Genomic DNA, 14,864 nt, shown 5'->3' with positions numbered 1-14,864 from the left:
GGCTAGGCCAGCGCCTGCGCCACCCATTCCACCCAGTGCCGCACATCCACTGCGGCCTCGCTTTCCAGGTGGGTTAGGCACCCAATGTTGGCGGAGGCGATGGCCTGTGGTTTGCCAGCCATCAGGCTGTGCAGCTTGCGGGTTTTGAGGGTGGAGGACAATTCCGGTTGCAGCACGGAATAGGTGCCTGCTGAGCCGCAGCACAGGTGGGCGTCGGGCACGGGGGTGAGTTCAAAGCCCACGCGGGTCAGCAAGCCCTCGACCACGCCTTTCAGTTGTTGCCCGTGTTGCAGGGTGCAGGGGGGGTGGAAGGCAATGCGGTGAGGAATTTTTTCTTCACGGATGGCCTGTTGAACCGCATCCACAATGGGTTGCAGGGCCTGTGCGGTTTGGCGAAGAATGAATTCGCCAATGTCCATGGTTTTGTCGGACACCAGCCGGGCTTTGTCGGCATAGGCAGGGTCGTCCGCAAAATGCAGGTGATATTCCCGAACAGTGACGCCGCAGCCTGAGGCATTCATCACCAGCGCTTCGGCGTGGCCGCTTTCCAGCATGGGGAACCACGCGTCGATGTTGGCTTTCATTTGGGCTTTGCCGCCATCGTGGTCGTTGAGGTGGAACTTCACCGCACCACAGCAGCCGCTGTTGGGCACTGCACGGGCCTGAATGCCCAGCGCGTCCAGCACCAGTGCGGTGGCTTGGTCAATGCTGGGCATCATGGCCGGTTGCACGCAGCCGTTCAGCAGGATGACCCGGCGCAGGTGCTGGCCTTGGGGGGCTTTGAATTCAGGGCGGGGCTTGGGAATTTTGGCGGCCAGGGCATCGGGCAATAAGCCGCGAACGGCTTTGCCCATGGCCATGCCCGGCTTGAACAGCCAGGGGGTGGTCATCAGGGTTTTAAGCCCGTCGCGCAGCAGTTGTTCCTGCTTGGGGCGGGGTACACGTTCATCCACCACTTTGCGGCCTATGTCCACCAATTGGCCATATTTCACGCCCGAGGGGCAGGTGGATTCGCAGTTGCGGCAGGTCAGGCACCGGTCCAGATGTTCCTGGGTTTTGCGGGTGACGGCCTTGCCTTCCAGCACTTGTTTGATGAGGTAGATGCGCCCGCGTGGGCTGTCCAGCTCATCGCCCAGCACTTGGTAGGTGGGGCAGGTGGCGGTGCAAAAGCCGCAGTGCACGCATTTACGCAGGATGGCTTCGGCGGTTTGGCCTTCGGGGGTGTCTTTGATCCAGTCGGCGAGTTGGGTGTCCATGGTTCAATGCCCTGTCACAGAATGGGGGCCAGACGACCCGGGTTGAAAATACCGGCAGGGTCGAACTGGTGTTTCAGGCGGCGCTGAATGTCCAGCAGCGCGCGCTGGGGTGTGTGGAAGGCCTGTTGCCGGTCGGTGTCGTGTTCCGCGCGGTACAGGGTGGCATGCCCGCCGCAGCGTTCGGCCACACCTCGCAGGGCATCGGCGGCGCAGGGTGTGTCGGGCCGGAACCAGCGCAGGCCACTGGCCCATTCATGCACTTGTTGGCCGTGCAGGGGCAGGTCCACGGTGGTGGGGGGCACGGCGATGCGCCACAGGGGGCCGGGTGCGGTGAAGAAGGGGTGGGTTTGGTCGCGCACGCTGGCCCAGAACGGTTGGGCCAGGGTGGGCAACAACACCGCGCCACCCAAGGTTTTTTCAGCAGCGCTGACAGCCGCTTGCGCACCCCGCAGGCGCACATGCAACTGGCCTTGGTGCCAGAAGGTGGCGTGAATGGGCAGTGGCTGACCCAGCCAGGTGTTGGTGCGTTCAATGGCTTGTTGGGCCGTGCATTCAAATTGCAGTGTGCTGTCGGCCACGGACATGGGCATGACTTTGATGGACAAATCCACCACGATGCCCAGTGTGCCCATGCTGCCGGGAATGACGCGCGACACGTCGTAGCCCGCAACGTTTTTCATGACCACGCCGCCGAAGTGCAGAATCTGCCCACGCCCGTCGATGAGGGTGCAGCCCAACACGTAATCTTTCACGCCACCACGGGCCAGCCGCCCTGGGCCTGCCAGACCGGCGACGATGGTGCCACCAATGGTGCTTTGGGCGGACAGGCGGGGCGGCTCAAACGCCAGTTCTTGCTGTTGTTCGGCCAGTGCGGCTTCAACCGTGGCCAGTGGGGTGCCGCTTTTGACGGTGATCACCAATTCCGTCGGTTCGTATTCCACAATGCCGGACCATGCGCGCATGTCCACGGGGTCGCCGTTGCAGGGGCCGCCATAGAAGGCTTTGGAATTGCCGCCCTGAATGCACAGCGGGGTGCGGGCTTGCGTGGCTTTGTCCACGCGCAAGGCCAGTTCGTCGATGAAATCGCTCATGCGAAGGGGCTCTTTAGAAACGTGGCAGGTCGGCAAACGGCATTTGCCCGCCGTGCACATGCATGCGGCCATACTCAGCGCAGCGGTGCAGGGTGGGAATGGCTTTGCCGGGGTTGAGCAGGCCGGGTGGGTCGAAGGCTTTTTTCACGGCGAAGAAAGCGTCCAGTTCCGCCCGAGAAAACTGCACACACATCTGGTTGATTTTTTCGATGCCCACGCCGTGTTCGCCGGTGACGGTGCCCCCCACTTCCACGCACAACTCCAGAATTTCTGCGCCGAAGTCTTCGGCGCGTTTGACTTCATCGGGGTTGTTTGCGTCGAAAAGAATCAACGGGTGCAGGTTGCCGTCGCCCGCGTGAAACACGTTGGCGCAGCGCAGTTGGTACTTGTCTTCCATGCGGGCCATGGCGTTGAGCACATCGGCCAGCCGTTTGCGGGGAATGGTGCCGTCCATGCAGTAGTAGTCGGGCGACACGCGGCCAGCAGCGGGGAATGCGTTTTTGCGGCCTGCCCAGAATTTGATGCGTTCGGCTTCGGATTGCGACACCTTGATGGCGGTGGCCCCGCAGCCTTGCAGCACGCGGCTCATGGCGTCTATTTCTTCGGCCACTTCGTCGGGCGTGCCGTCGCTTTCCAGCAGCAGAATGGCCTCGGCCTCGGTGTCGTACCCGGCGTTGACGAAAGGCTCCACCATTTGGCTGGCCCGTTTGTCCATCATTTCCAGCCCGGCAGGAATAATGCCCGCAGCAATGACGGCGGCCACGGCATTGCCCGCTTTGGCCACGTCGTCGAAGCTGGCCATGATGACTTGGGCCAGTGCGGGTTTGGGCACCAGTTTCACAGTCACTTCAGTGACCACAGCCAGCATGCCTTCGGAGCCGATGACCAGGTTGAGCAGATCCAGCCCCGGCACATCAGGCGCGTGGCTGCCAAATTCAACCACTTCGCCGTCGATGGTGATGCCGCGAACCTTGAGCACGTTGTGTACTGTCAGGCCGTATTTGAGGCAATGCACGCCGCCGCTGTTTTCAGCCACGTTGCCGCCGATGGTGCAGGCGATCTGGCTGGACGGGTCGGGCGCGTAGTACAGGTTCAGGTGGGCCACAGCTTCGGAGATGGCCAGGTTGCGCACACCGGGTTGAACACGTGCGGTGCGGGATTGCGCATCAATCTGCAAAATTTTGTTGAATTTTGCCATGCCCAGCAGAATGCCTGCGGGGTGCGGCTGTGCACCACCCGACAAACCGGTGCCAGCACCACGCGCCACCACGGGCACGTTCAGGCGCTGGGCAAGCTTCAGGATGTCGATGACTTGGTCTTCCGTGTGCGGCAGGGCCACCACCATGGGCAATTGGCGAAACAGGCTGAGGCCGTCGCATTCGTAGGGGCGGGTGTCTTCTACCTCGTGCAGCACAGACCCTGCTGGCAGAATGGCCTGCAGGCCCTCCAGCACGCTTTGGCGCAGGGCGCTGTTCAGGGTGAAGGGTTCGGTGTGGGCGTTCATGGTGGCTGAGTGAGTGCTGCATCAAACAAGCCGTAGCATAACCCGGAAGAGGGAATTTCAGTATCGGTGCTTGCCCCAGCACCGTGGGTTTACTTATTCCTTTGTGGGCTTGACCGGCTCAAAAGTGATGACCGGGGGCGGTGGAATGGGCCCCCACTCTCCGGTGGCGGGGCTTGGGCCTTCGAAGTTGTAGCGCTTTTCCTCGGGAATGGTGTCCCAAGTGCGGCCGGGCCATTTGCAGTAGTCCATGGGTGACCAAGTCACCCGTTCAATGGTGATGGGCGCGGACGCCTTCACCGCGATTTGCCGCAGCTTCACATCGGGACCGAAAAAGAATTTGTTCCAGCGCCTGTTCTCTAGACCAAAACCCGCTGCGGGGCTTGGCGGGTTGGTGTGATTGCTGTAAAGCCAGCCGTTTTGGGTTAATCGAACCTCGCGCCCTTGCTCATCCATGGCTTTCATGGACAGGTAGACCACGTTGCCCGAGGCTTTAATCTGGAATCCACTGGGTATTTCAAGGTCACTGGGCGCATTGTCTTTCAAGTCCTCAGACGTGTCATGCGCGGTGTGGGAACCATAGACATAGAAATCTTCGATGGCGGGCACCCGATGGACACTGCTGGGTAAATCGATTAGGGTCCAGTCGGTGGTTAGGGTGGTCGGTTTGTCCAGCAGGACGACCTGTGGTGCACGGCCAGTGGTGGCACAGGCCAGGTCGTAGGCCAGCAGCCGAGTGTCCACCGATGGCGCGCTGGTACTGGTACGAAACGCTAAGGGCGCAGCAATGCCCAAGGCGCACAGGATAGAGAGGAGAACCCAACGGTGTTGGCTAAGAAGGCGCATAGGGTAATTGGTCGATTGGTCAAGGCACTGTGGGCTTGACCGGCTCAAAGGTGATGACCGGTGGCGGTGGAATGGGCCCCCACTCGCCGGTGGCTGGGCTTGGGCCTTCGAAGTTGTAGCGGTCTTCCTCGGGAATGGTGTCCCAAGTGCGGCCAGGCCATTTGCAGTAACCTATGGGCAACCAAGTCACCCGTTCTATGGTGACTGGCGCCGACGCCTTCACCGCGATTTGTCGCAGCTTCACATCGGGGCCGAAAAAGAATTTGTTCCAGCGCCTGTTCTGTAATCCAAAGCCGGCTGCAGGGCTGGGCGGGTTGGTGTGGTTGCTGTAAAGCCAGCCGTTTTGGGTTAATCGAACTTCGCGCCCTTGATCATCCATGGCTTTCATGGACAGATAGATCACTTCCCCTGTCAATTTTGTGCGCATCACCATTGTCGTGTCAAAGTCGCTAGGCGCCACACTTTTCAGTTCCCCCGATAGTTCGTGCGCGTTGTAGGAGCCGTAAACGTAGAATTCTTCAATTGCGGGGACTCGATGGACACTCTTGGGTAAATCGATGGTGGTCCAATCGGTTGTCAGGGTCGTCGGTTTCTCCAGCAGGACGACCTGTGGTGCACGGCCAGTGGTGGCACAGGCCAGGTCGTAGGCCAGCAGCCGAGTGTCCACCGATGTCGTGTCGTCAATGGTCCGAGACGCCAAGGGCGCAGCAATGCCCAAGGCGCACAGAATGGAGAGAAGAACCCAACGCGAGGTGGACATGGCGTAGCCTATTTGAGTTGATCAACCATCACCAGTTGGTCTGACCGCAGCAGGCCACCCGGTAAAGTGACCCAAGGTTGTTTGGATGACAAGGCCAGACCCACTGACCGATAGGCCATCGCCACCAATTCGCTGCAGAAAAAGCTGGTTTCATGCCCGGATTGAGACTTGCTGAGTTCATCCACCAGCGTAATCAACATGCCGGGTGCTGTGTATTTGAAGGCCCCGCTGCACCCGGAGTTTGCCCCTGCCCTTGCTGCGCCCAGCGTGTCATAGGGTTTGCCCACTTGTTTCAAGGCATATTGCGCAATGCGAGTGCCTTGGGCGTGCGTCATGTGTTTGTGTCTGAGCAGGATGACTTTGCTTGACTCTCGCAGGGATTTTGATAGGTTGCTTGGTATCACCCCTTCCGGCACAGCCTCCACCGCATTGATGTGGTCAATCATCAACACAGCGTGGCTTACGGTTGTACAAGTCCCGTTCTGGATTGCTGTGGAGTTCAACGAGGCGGAGGCAGTGACAAGAATGTCACCGGCTTGGCAGGTGGCTTGGGTGGTCATGGCGGGTTGAGTGAATTAAGGGGGGCATCTTCAACTAGACCCCCAACCTTAATGGCAAACCGTTGGGGGTGAGAACCCTTGGCCTCGCTCTGTGTCGGCCAACCGGGTGAGGGGGCCCTGACCGTGACGGTTAGCTGCCCTGAAGCCCCGGAATGGCGCAGCGTGGTTTGGTCTGCATGCTGTAGTCCAGTTGACTGAGCAAGGCCGGGTTGGCTTTCAGGCGCATGGCCGCTGCAAAGGCAATCATGGCGCCATTGTCGGTGCACAGGGCCAATTCCGGAAAGTACACCTCGATGCCCCGTTGGGCGGCGGCTTCGGTCAGGCTGTGGCGCAGTTGTTTGTTGGCGCCCACGCCACCAGCCACCACCAGCCGCTTGTGGCCATTGGCGCGGGTGGCCGCGATTGACTTTTTCACCAGCACTTCAACAATGGCCGCCTGGAAGCTGGCGCACAGGTCGGCTTTGTCTTGGTCGTTCAAGACCATGGTTTCGGTGGGTTGGGCCACCCCGGCCAGTTTCATGGCGGTGGTGAGCACTGCGGTTTTCAGGCCGGAAAAGCTGAAGTTGTAGTCGCCGCTGTGCAGCATGGGGCGGGGCAGTTTGAAGCGGTTGGCATTGCCCTGTTCCGCCAGTTTGGACAAAGCTGGGCCGCCGGGGTAGGGCAGGCCAATCATTTTGGCGGTTTTGTCGAAGGCTTCGCCCGCCGCGTCGTCCAGTGTTTCGCCCAGTAAGGCGTAATGGCCCAGGTTTTCAACACCCATCAATTGGGAATGCCCGCCACTGACCAACAAGGCTGTGAACGGGAATGCAGGAGGCGTGGCCGACAACAGGGGCGACAGCAAGTGCCCTTCAAGGTGGTGCACGGGAATCACCGGTTTGCCCAAGCCCATCGCCAGGCTGGTGGCGAAGGCAGTGCCCGCCATCAATGCGCCGGGCAGGCCGGGGCCGGTGGTGACGGCGATGGCGTCCACATCGGTAAGGCTTTTGCCACTGTCTGCCAGCACTTGATTCATCAGGGGGACCAAGCGGCGGATGTGATCGCGCGAGGCCAGCTCGGGCACCACGCCGCCATAGTCTTTGTGCATGCTGATCTGCGAATGCAGGGCCTGGGCCAGCACTTGTCCACCGGTGGTGCACAGGGCAACGCCGGTTTCATCGCAGGAGGTTTCGAAACCAAGAACTAGCAGGTCGGACACGCGAGGGGCCTGAAGGTTGGGCAGGCCTGCATGTTACCAGCAAACCAGCCATGCCTTTGGCGTGGGCCGGTGGTCAACTCAGTGGGTAATGCGGTTGATCGCCGTTTTCGCACACCCAGTTCACCCACAATTTGCCGTCGTTGCCTTGTTCCAGCGTGGCGAAGTTGCGGGTGCGCAGGTAGGTGTCGGAGCCAAAGGGGGTGAGCATGCGGGCGCACACTTGGCCGTTCTCATCCAGCGTTTCTTGACGGTCGTTGGTGATGGCCAAAATACCCGCCCACTGGAATGGGTTGGGGGCCGGGTGCACAATGCCCGACGACACCACTTGGTGTACGTTCACAACCTGCCCGGCGCTGTTGTCCCGTATCACGCCCAGGCAACCCACATGCACATCGCCGGAAAGGATGACTGTGCGGCCATGCCGGGCGCGTGCATTGTTCAAGAGGCGCATGATGAACCGGGCCCTCTCCCCCTGGTGTTTCTTGGCCCGCCAATGGTCCTTCAGGTCGTCGGTGAGTTCTTCATTGCTGGGGGTTAAATCCAGTACGCTTTCGGCGGCTGCGAAGTCGCGGTAAACCACGGGCACTGCACTCAACACCAACAGGTCCCCCACCGCGCAGGAATCCAGTTTGGCGATGAAGTCGCCCCAGTGGCCGGGGCTCATGATTTGGTCCAGCGTGCGTTCGGTGCGGTGGTCCAGCGCAAGAATGGTGGTGCCGTTCAGCGTCAGTGACAGGCTGCGGTGCGGGCTGCCCGGTGCAATCAGGTTGGTGTTGTGGCCTTTGCCCCGAAGCTGGAACAGGTCAAAGTATTTGGCGGCCACTGAAAACACCTGCTGCATGACCGGGCACTGTTGAAACTCGGGGCTGTAACTGCCCCAGCCGTCAATGATGTCGTGGTCATCCCACATCATGATCTGTGGAATGCGGGCCAGCAGGTTGGCTGTGTCGGGCTGCGACCAACGCTCCAGATACAACTGCAGAAAGGCTTTGTCCACCGCGTTCAACTCGCTGGCGGAGAGTTTGGCTTTCACTTGGTCAGCCCTGTTTTTGCTGCCCCAGTTTCTGAGGGCGGGCTGGTTGGCCCACACCGAGTCGGCGTACACCTGGTCACCGCCCATCAACAGCAGGTGGAAAGCTTGGGTGTCTTGTCGGGTTTTCAGGGTGGACCACAGCCCGAAGGGCAGGGCCACGTTTTTCATCAAGGTGGGGTCTGAAAACCCGTTGCATGAGGCGTACACCATGCGGGGATTGTCCTGCAAGCCCGGGCATTCAACCGACCATTGCTGTTGGCGATCCACGCCTTGGGCTTGAACCCCGTCCAGCCACACGCTGTAGTCCAGCGCAGTGGCCTGCTGGCTTTGTTGCACCGGCCATTCGGCACGCCACACTTGGTGGCCGTGTTCTGTGGCGATGGGTGTGGCGCTGGCCACGCCTTGGTTGATGCGCACCTCAGCCACGGTAACGGGCGTGTTGGTCACAAACAGCACGGTGTAGGTCAGGGGGTGTTCAAGGCCCAGAAGGGGGCCCAGGGCCAGGCGGGGCGATGGTGTGCTCATGGTGAATGACAGTGGAATCAGTAATCAATCAGCATAAGCAGGGCACCTTGGCGGTGAGGGGCCCCTTGGGTTTCTGCTTCAAAGTGGGTCCGTTCAGGGGGCGACGGTGCAAGAAGTGGTGCGTTGCACCAAGCAAGTGCTGAGTTCCTCACCCGAAAGCGGGGTGCAATGCTGATTTTCAGCCTTTTTTCGGTGCAAATTTCCGGTTTTAAGGCTGGCACGCCCTTTGCATAAGAGTAACCGTAGGCCGTCAACGGCGGCGGCCTGCAGGTGGATTGACAGGTCTCCGAAGGCGTTCTCGCCCTAGGAGTTGGACAACGGCGTCCGTGCAGCTTCGTGCTGCCGGCCGCCGTTTTTTTTGCTTGAAATTGGGTGTGGCGATGCTGATGTCATTGAACAAACAGAAGCTGGTCGTGGTGGGCAACGGAATGGCCGGTATCCGGGTGGTGGAAGAGCTGTTGAAGCTTGCGCCGGAGTTGTATGACATCACTGTGTTTGGCGCAGAGCCACACCCCAACTACAACCGGATCATGCTCTCGCCAGTACTGGCCGGTGAGCAGACCTTCGACGAGATTGTGCTGAACACGGTGGATTGGTATGCCGACAATGGCATCACCCTGCACATGGGCAAGCAAGTCACCACCATTGACCGCACCAAGCGGGTGGTGCACTGTGCCGATGGCACACAGGCCCCCTATGACCGGCTGCTGCTGGCCACGGGCTCCAATTCATTCATCTTGCCGGTGCCCGGCGCTGATCTGCCGGGTGTAATTGGTTACCGCGACATTGCGGACACCCAAGCCATGTTGGACGCCGCCAAACAGTACAAACAGGCGGTGGTGATTGGCGGTGGCCTGTTGGGGCTGGAAGCTGCCAATGGCCTGGCCATTCAGGGCATGGATGTGACTGTGGTGCATTTGCCGGAATGGTTGATGGAGCGTCAACTTGACCCCACCGCAGCCCGGCTGTTGCAGGATTCCCTCCAGGCCAAAGGCTTGAAGTTTTTGCTGGCCCGAAACACCAAGGCCTTGCACGCCGGTGCCGATGGGCGTGTGGCCAGCATTGAGTTCACCGACGGCACCGCACTGGACACTCAACTGGTGGTGATGGCGGTGGGCATTCGCCCCAACGACGCACTGGCCAAAAGCGCAGGCCTGCATTGCAACCGTGGCGTGGTCGTCACGGACACCTTGCAAACCGTCACCGACCCCCGCATTTATTCGGTTGGCGAGTGTGCCAGCCACCGCGGCGTGGCCTACGGCTTGGTGGCTCCCCTGTTTGAACAAGCCAAAGTGTGTGCCAACCACTTGGCCCAGTTCGGTATCGGCCGGTACGAAGGCTCTGTCACCTCGACCAAATTGAAAGTGACTGGTGTTGACCTGTTCTCGGCTGGCAACTTCATGGGTGGCGAGGGCACGGAAGAAATGCTGCTGTCCGACCCCATCGGCGGTGTGTACAAAAAGCTGGTGATTCAGGACAACAAACTGGTGGGCGCCTGCCTGTACGGCGACACTGTGGATGGCTCGTGGTATTTCAAGCTGATGCGCGACGGCCAAGCCATCACCGACATTCGCGACAAGCTGATGTTCGGCCAAAGCAACATTGGTGACACCGGGCATGAAGGCCAAAGCCAGGCCAGCCGCATGGCCGATACCGACGAAGTCTGCGGCTGCAACGGTGTGTGCAAGGGCACCATTGTTCAGGCCATCAAAACCAAGGGCTTGTTCACCATTGAAGAAGTGCGCAAACACACCAAGGCCAGTGCGTCTTGCGGGTCGTGTACGGGCTTGTGTGAACAAATCCTGATGAGCACAGCGGGTGCTGATTATTCAGCAACCCCCAAAACCAAGCCAGTGTGTGGCTGCACAGACCACGGCCATCAAGCCGTGCGTGACGCCATTTTCAGCCAACACCTCACCCACAAAGACCAAGTGTTCAAGGCCTTGGGTTGGCGCACTCCCAACGGGTGTTCAACTTGTCGCCCCGCAGTCAACTACTACCTCATCAGTTCTTGGCCCGGCGAAGCGGTAGACGACCCACAAAGCCGTTTCATCAACGAACGTGCGCATGCCAACATTCAGAAAGACAAAACCTATTCCGTGGTGCCCCGCATGTGGGGTGGTGAAACCACAGCGGCGGAGCTGCGCCGAATTGCCGATGTGGTGGAGAAGTACAACATTCCCACGGTGAAGGTGACGGGCGGCCAGCGCATTGACTTGTTGGGTGTGAAAAAAGAAGATTTGCAAAGCGTGTGGAAAGACTTGGACATGCCCAGCGGCCATGCCTATGCCAAAGGCCTGCGCACCGTCAAAACCTGCGTGGGTAGCCAATGGTGCCGCTTTGGTACACAGGACAGCACACAGATGGGCAAAGACCTGGAACAGGCCTTGTTCAAAATGTACGCACCCCACAAAGTGAAACTGGCCGTGTCCGGTTGCCCGCGCAACTGTGCTGAATCGGGCATCAAAGACGTGGGCGTGATCGGTGTGGATTCCGGTTGGGAAATTTACATCGGCGGCAACGGGGGCATTAAAACCGAAGTGGCGGAATTCCTGTGCCGCGTTAAAACGTCGGATGAAGTACTCGCCGTCAGCGGTGCTTTCCTGCAGTTGTACCGCAAGGAAGGTTGGTACCTGGAGCGTACCGTGCATTACCTGGCGCGGGTAGGCATGGCCCATGTCAAAGCCAAAGTGCTGGACGATGTGGCCAACCGCAACGCCCTGTGGGCTGAACTGCAAGCCGCACTGGCCCTTGAAGAAGACCCTTGGCACAAACCAGAGGCCGCGCAAGTGGACGTGCGCCAGTTCACACCCATTGCCATTCCTGTTGTGGTTGAATGAGGGCCTTTGTAATGAACGCGATCAAGGATATTTCCATGCAATGGATTGATGTGTGTGCCGTAGAAGACATTCCGGTGCTGGGTTCGCGCATTGTGCGCAGGCCGCAAGGGCAGGACATTGCCCTGTTTCGCAACGGTGAAGAACAGGTGTTTGCCTTGTTGGACGAATGCCCTCACAAAAAAGGCCCGCTGAGCCAGGGCATCGTACACGGCACCACCGTGACTTGCCCCTTGCACAACTGGAACATTGGCCTGAACGACGGCTGCGCCCGCGAGCCTGACGAAGGCTGCACCGCCAAGTTTGCCGTGAAAGTGGTGGATGGCCGGGTGCATTTGAGCATGGACGAAATCCGCACCCTCGGAGTGTGATGTGCTTGCTTCGCCTGATTCACTGACGCACACCAAAACCACCTGCCCCTACTGCGGCGTGGGTTGTGGCGTCGTGGTCAGCACGCGAACCCGCGAAGGGCAAGCCCCGGAAATTGTGGCTGTTCAGGGGGACCCGGACCACCCCGCCAACTACGGCAAACTGTGCAGCAAAGGCAGCAGCCTCGCGCAAACCGCCACCGTCAATGTGTACCGGCAGGTGAGGGCTTTGCAGCCCATGATGCGCACTGACCGCAAGCAAGCCCTCAGCCCAAGCACTTGGGACGAGGCGCTGGGCCAGACCGTGCAGCGGTTTGCCCAGTGCATTGAAGAACACGGACCCGACAGCGTCGCCTTTTACATCAGCGGCCAATTGCTGACCGAAGACTACTACGTGTTCAACAAGCTGGCCAAAGGCCTGATTGGCACCAACAACGTCGACACCAATTCGCGCCTGTGCATGAGCAGTGCGGTCAGTGGCTACAAGCGCACCCTGGGGGCCGATGCCCCGCCTTGCAGTTACGACGACATTGAGCTGGCTGATTGCGTATTCATCGCAGGGGCCAACCCTGCCTTTGCCCACCCCATTCTGTTTCGCAGGCTGGAAGCAGCGCGTGCCGCCAAGCCAGGCCACAAAATGATTGTGGTGGACCCCCGCGACACCGACACCAGCCAGACGGCTGACCTGCACTTGAAAATACAGCCCGGCACCGACGTGATGCTCTTCAATGCCATGTTGCATGTGATGGTGGAGCGCGGCTGGCTGAACAACGACTACATCGCCAACCACACTGTGGGGTTCGACGCGTTGCGCCAATTGCTGGCCGACCACACCCCGGCGTTGGCGGCCCAAGTCTGTGGTGTGAGCGAGGCCGATATTGTGACGGCGGCCACCTGGTTTGCTGGCAGTGCAAACACACTCTCCTTGTATTGCCAGGGCCTTAACCAGGCCACCACAGGCACCGACAAAAACACCGCGCTGATTGCCTTGCACTTGGCCACTGGTCAAATTGGCAAGCCCGGCAGCGGTCCATTTTCGTTGACTGGTCAGCCCAATGCCATGGGTGGCCGGGAAGTGGGCGGGTTGGCCACCTTGCTGTCGGCCCACCGTGACTTGTCCAACCCACAGCACCGCGCTGAAATCGCCGCGCTCTGGGGCGTGAAGTCTGTTCCCGATCAACCCGGTGCCAGTGCCTTGGAGTTGTTCGAGCGCCTGGACACAGGCAGCATCCGCATGGTGTGGATTGCCTGCACCAACCCGGCCCATTCACTGCCCAACAGCGAATTGGTGGCCCGTGCCTTGAAGAAAGCCGATTGGGTGGTGTTGCAAGACGCTTACCGCACCACAGCCACCGCAGAATTTGCCGATGTGCTGTTGCCCGCCACCACGTGGGCCGAGAAGGAAGGCACGGTCACCAACAGTGAACGGCGCATCAGCCGCGTGCGCGCCGCAGCACCTGCCCCTGGGCAAGCGCGTGACGACTGGGCCATTGCGGTGGATTTTGCACAGCGGCTTGAACAAGAGTTGCACCACCGTGGCCTGTCAGGCTCACGGCTTGAGCCTGGCAGAACACTGTTTCCCTACACCTGCGCTGAAGCCGTGTTTGCTGAGCACCGCGAAACAACCCGTGGCCGCGACCTGGACATCACCGGCCTGACCTACGCCATGCTGGATGAGCAAGGCCCGCAACAATGGCCCCTGCCGGAAGGCCAAGCCACCGGGGTGGCCCGCCTGTACACCGATGGCCGTTTTCCGACAGCCGATGGGCGCGCCCGTTTTGTGCCCAATGCCTTTGCGCCTGTGGCTGAAGACGCCGACGCACGTTTTCCCTGGCGCTTGAACACAGGCCGCCTGCGTGATCAGTGGCATGGCGCCAGCCGCACCGGCACACTCAACACCCTGTTTTCACATGAACCCGAACCCAAGGTGGCGGTGAACCCGGCCGACCTGGCCCGTTTGCGGGTGGCCGATGGGGGTTGGTTGACGGTGAGGTCCCGTCGAGGGCTGGTGATTGTGCGTGCCAAGGCCGACGCGGGCATTGCGCCCCAGCAAGCCTATTTGCCCATGCATTGGGGGCCAGAGTTTTTCGGGGGACGGTCATTTTTTGGTGGGGTAAATGCCCTCACCCTGGATGCGGTGGACCCGTACTCCCGCCAACCTGAACTCAAACACGCCGCAGTGCACCTGTCGCCTTTTCACGCCACCTGGCAACTGATGGTGTGCGTGCAGTCTGCAGACTGGTTGAATGCATGGCAGCGGGGCAGGGCCTTGATGTCGCAATTTGATACCGCTGTGTGTGTGACCACCGGGCGCGACCGCCCCACCGTGCTGTTTCGGGCCGCTTGCGCCAGCCGCCCCGAGCCCGCTCAAGTGCAGGCTGTGCTTGATGCACTCGGTTTCGACAATGCCAGCGCCATGCAATACACCGACCCGGCCAGCGGCCATGTGCGCCGTGTGTCCGTGCAAGCTGACAAAACTGGCGCAACGCCCAATGCGCGCATCACCGGTTTGTGCCTGGCTGGGGACATTCAATCCGAAAGCTGGCTGCGCCGTGCCATGGATGAAAGCACCAATGTATGGCCGCTTCGGGCTCACCTCTTGAGCCCGGTCGCCCAACCGCCGGGTGTGGATGCAAGCCCCGTGAGCATGGTGTGCAACTGCCTTGGGGTCAGCCAACAGTCCATCGAACAGCACTGCGCCAAGCAGCATGCCGGGTGTCACCCCGGTGAACGCTTGGCTGATCTGCAAACCGCCTTGAAATGTGGCACCCAATGTGGTTCCTGCGTACCGCAGCTCAAGCGCATCATTCTGGCCACAGCCCCTGCGTCTGCTGAACCGGTACAGACCGAGTACAATGCCGCTGTGTAGAACCCTCCCCCTGCGGGAATGAA

Annotated in this window: 11 protein-coding genes; 3 read left to right on the top strand and 8 right to left on the bottom strand. The window is 60.3% G+C overall.

Features of this window, described 5'->3' with window-relative positions; translation table 11 throughout:
- Positions 1-2 precede the first annotated feature (2 nt).
- The 8 genes from glcF to ACK4FF_RS11285 form a co-directional block, all read right to left on the bottom strand.
- The gene (gene glcF, locus ACK4FF_RS11320) at positions 3-1,256 is read right to left on the bottom strand and encodes a glycolate oxidase subunit GlcF (protein WP_409709052.1); all 1,254 of its coding nucleotides are present in this window, start codon (positions 1,254-1,256) and stop codon (positions 3-5) included.
- A 14-nt stretch (positions 1,257-1,270) separates the two neighbouring features.
- The gene (gene glcE / locus ACK4FF_RS11315) at positions 1,271-2,347 is read right to left on the bottom strand and encodes a glycolate oxidase subunit GlcE (RefSeq protein ID WP_409709050.1); all 1,077 of its coding nucleotides are present in this window, start codon (positions 2,345-2,347) and stop codon (positions 1,271-1,273) included.
- A gap of 13 nt (positions 2,348-2,360) precedes the next feature.
- Positions 2,361-3,851, bottom strand: a complete 1,491-nt coding sequence (locus tag ACK4FF_RS11310; RefSeq protein WP_409709047.1) for an FAD-linked oxidase C-terminal domain-containing protein — start codon at positions 3,849-3,851, stop codon at positions 2,361-2,363.
- 93 nt (positions 3,852-3,944) lie between these two features.
- Entirely contained in the window at positions 3,945-4,694 is a 750-nt protein-coding gene (locus tag ACK4FF_RS11305) for a hypothetical protein (protein ID WP_409709044.1), read from the bottom strand.
- A gap of 19 nt (positions 4,695-4,713) precedes the next feature.
- Positions 4,714-5,454, bottom strand: a complete 741-nt coding sequence (locus tag ACK4FF_RS11300) for a hypothetical protein (protein ID WP_409709041.1) — start codon at positions 5,452-5,454, stop codon at positions 4,714-4,716.
- 8 nt (positions 5,455-5,462) lie between these two features.
- On the bottom strand, positions 5,463-6,014 hold the full coding sequence (locus tag ACK4FF_RS11295) for a YiiX/YebB-like N1pC/P60 family cysteine hydrolase (RefSeq protein WP_409709038.1): 552 nt from the start codon (positions 6,012-6,014) through the stop codon (positions 5,463-5,465).
- A gap of 130 nt (positions 6,015-6,144) precedes the next feature.
- Positions 6,145-7,200 (bottom strand): tRNA (adenosine(37)-N6)-threonylcarbamoyltransferase complex transferase subunit TsaD, encoded by a 1,056-nt coding sequence (gene tsaD / locus ACK4FF_RS11290; RefSeq protein ID WP_409709493.1) that lies wholly within the window; start codon positions 7,198-7,200, stop codon positions 6,145-6,147.
- Between the two features lie 82 nt (positions 7,201-7,282).
- Complete coding sequence (locus ACK4FF_RS11285; protein WP_409709035.1) at positions 7,283-8,767, bottom strand: alkaline phosphatase D family protein; 1,485 nt, start codon at positions 8,765-8,767, stop codon at positions 7,283-7,285.
- A gap of 380 nt (positions 8,768-9,147) precedes the next feature.
- On the opposite strand from ACK4FF_RS11285, the gene nirB reads away from it, so the two are divergent.
- From nirB to ACK4FF_RS11270, 3 genes are read left to right on the top strand one after another with little or no spacing between them, the layout of a single operon-like run.
- Positions 9,148-11,607 carry a nitrite reductase large subunit NirB gene (nirB, locus tag ACK4FF_RS11280; RefSeq protein ID WP_409709032.1) on the top strand — a complete coding sequence of 820 codons (2,460 nt, stop codon included), beginning with the start codon at positions 9,148-9,150 and terminating at the stop codon, positions 11,605-11,607.
- Between the two features lie 11 nt (positions 11,608-11,618).
- Positions 11,619-11,975, top strand: coding sequence for a nitrite reductase small subunit NirD (gene nirD, locus ACK4FF_RS11275; RefSeq protein ID WP_409709029.1), 357 nt, complete (start codon positions 11,619-11,621; stop codon positions 11,973-11,975).
- Position 11,976: 1 nt separating this feature from the next.
- A complete protein-coding gene (locus ACK4FF_RS11270; RefSeq protein ID WP_409709024.1) occupies positions 11,977-14,841 on the top strand; it encodes a molybdopterin-dependent oxidoreductase in 2,865 nt (954 codons plus the stop codon).
- The last annotated feature ends 23 nt before the right edge of the window (positions 14,842-14,864 follow it).

The sequence above is a fragment of the Limnobacter sp. genome, assembly GCF_046297615.1.
Lineage (GTDB): Bacteria > Pseudomonadota > Gammaproteobacteria > Burkholderiales > Burkholderiaceae_B > Limnobacter.
Note: the sequence above shows the minus strand (reverse complement) of the source record. Positions and strands in the feature narration are given on the sequence as shown.

Bases quoted from the DNA above. Each gene is read 5' to 3' on its own strand.
- glcF (WP_409709052.1), bottom strand. From the start codon at position 1,256: ATGGACACCCAACTCGCCGACTGGATCAAAGACACCCCCGAAGGCCAA.
- glcE (WP_409709050.1), bottom strand. From the start codon at position 2,347: ATGAGCGATTTCATCGACGAACTGGCCTTGCGCGTGGACAAAGCCACG.
- ACK4FF_RS11310 (WP_409709047.1), bottom strand. From the start codon at position 3,851: ATGAACGCCCACACCGAACCCTTCACCCTGAACAGCGCCCTGCGCCAA.
- ACK4FF_RS11305 (WP_409709044.1), bottom strand. From the start codon at position 4,694: ATGCGCCTTCTTAGCCAACACCGTTGGGTTCTCCTCTCTATCCTGTGC.
- ACK4FF_RS11300 (WP_409709041.1), bottom strand. From the start codon at position 5,454: ATGTCCACCTCGCGTTGGGTTCTTCTCTCCATTCTGTGCGCCTTGGGC.
- ACK4FF_RS11295 (WP_409709038.1), bottom strand. From the start codon at position 6,014: ATGACCACCCAAGCCACCTGCCAAGCCGGTGACATTCTTGTCACTGCC.
- ACK4FF_RS11285 (WP_409709035.1), bottom strand. From the start codon at position 8,767: ATGAGCACACCATCGCCCCGCCTGGCCCTGGGCCCCCTTCTGGGCCTT.
- nirB (WP_409709032.1), top strand. From the start codon at position 9,148: ATGCTGATGTCATTGAACAAACAGAAGCTGGTCGTGGTGGGCAACGGA.
- nirD (WP_409709029.1), top strand. From the start codon at position 11,619: ATGAACGCGATCAAGGATATTTCCATGCAATGGATTGATGTGTGTGCC.